The sequence below is a fragment of the Mesorhizobium sp. M7A.F.Ca.CA.002.05.1.1 genome (genome assembly GCF_003998335.1).
Taxonomy (GTDB): Bacteria; Pseudomonadota; Alphaproteobacteria; order Rhizobiales; family Rhizobiaceae; genus Mesorhizobium.
On sequence record NZ_RZQI01001181.1, the window covers coordinates 1 to 1,485 of the forward strand.

At 60.8% G+C, this 1,485-nt stretch carries 1 protein-coding gene; it reads right to left on the reverse strand.

Annotated features, from left to right (window positions below; translation table 11 throughout):
- The coding region (locus EN939_RS33890; RefSeq protein WP_127271790.1) for a bifunctional 2',3'-cyclic-nucleotide 2'-phosphodiesterase/3'-nucleotidase at positions 1-1,485 on the reverse strand (1,485 nt) is incomplete at both ends.

Sequence of the window (1,485 nt, forward strand, 5' to 3'; positions counted from 1 at the left end):
GTCCGGCGCCTCGTAGATGATCTTCGAGGCATTGATGTCGGGGAAATTGCCGCCGCCACCGGCCCGGTAATTGTTGGTCGCGATGACGAATTTCTGTTTAGGATCAATTGGTTTTCCATCGAAACTCAGGTCGACGATCCGATTGGCGCCAGCGTTGGCCAGCCCGCCCTTGGCATCGTATTTCGACGGCTGCGACAGATCGATCTTGTAGGTGACGCCGTCGATGACGTCGAAATTGTAGGACGGAAAATTAGTGTTGATGAGGGCCTGGTCGGCCTTATCAGGCTCGATCCGGTTGAAGATGCCGGCCGACATTTCCAGCCATTCCTTAACCTGCGCACCGGTGATTTCGACCGCACGCACGGTGTTGGGATAGAGATAGAGGTCGGCAACGTTCTTGATGGCGATGTCGCCCGCCGGCACGTCGGTATAGTAGTCGGCGCCGTTGCGCCCGCCGGCCTTGAACGGCGCGGCCGCCGACAGCAGCGGCACATCCTTCCATTGCGTGTTCTTGAGGATATCCCTGAGGTACCAGGTCTGCGCCTGGCTGACGACCTGCACCGACGGATCGTCGGCGACCAGCGCGAAATAGGAATAAAGCGGCGCGGAGGTCTTGCCGACGGGACGCCGCACATAGGCCAGCGTCGCCTGGTGGTCCTGGTCGAGGGCCGCGATGATGCGCTTGTCGTCCGGGACAGTCGGCTTGTTCTTGTTGTCGAGGCGTTCGAAGATCGGCCGCGCTTCGGAGGTGGCTGAAACGACCTTCCATTTCGACCCGTCACGCTCCAGCATCAGGTCGATCAGCCCCATATGCGAGCCCCAGAAACCGCCCATGACGGCGGGTTTGCCCTGCAGCGTGCCCTTTTGCGTGTCGACACCGTCGAGCGACTGGAAATCCTTCTTGCCGGGGAACACCAGATGCTGGTGGCCGGTGAACACCGCATCGATGCCGTCGACGCCGGCGACGAAGAACGAGGCGTTCTCCATCATGTCGCCCTGCTTCACGTCGATGCCGGAATGCGACAGCGCAAGGACGATGTCGGCGCCCTCCTCCTTCATCTGCGGCACCCAGGCCTTGGCCGCCTCGACGATGTCGCGCGTCTTGACGTTGCCCTCGAGGTTCTTGAGATCCCAGACCATGATCTGCGGCGGCACGAAGCCGATGATGCCGATCCTGATCGGCTGCTCGGCGCCCGAACCGTCCTTGATCTTCTTGTCGAGGATGACATAGGGCTTGAGATAGAGCTTGTCGTCGCGCGGGTTCGCGGCAAGCTCGGTGCCGCGGATCAAATTGGCGCAGACGAAGGGAAAATTGGCGCCGGCCAGCACCTTATCCAGGAACGACAGGCCGTAGTTGAACTCGTGGTTGCCCAGCGTGGAGCACTCGTAGCCAAGCAGGTTCATGCCTTTCATGATCGGATGCAGGTCGCCGTCCTTCAGCCCCTTCTCATAGGCGATGTAGTCGCCCATCGGATTGCCCTGCAG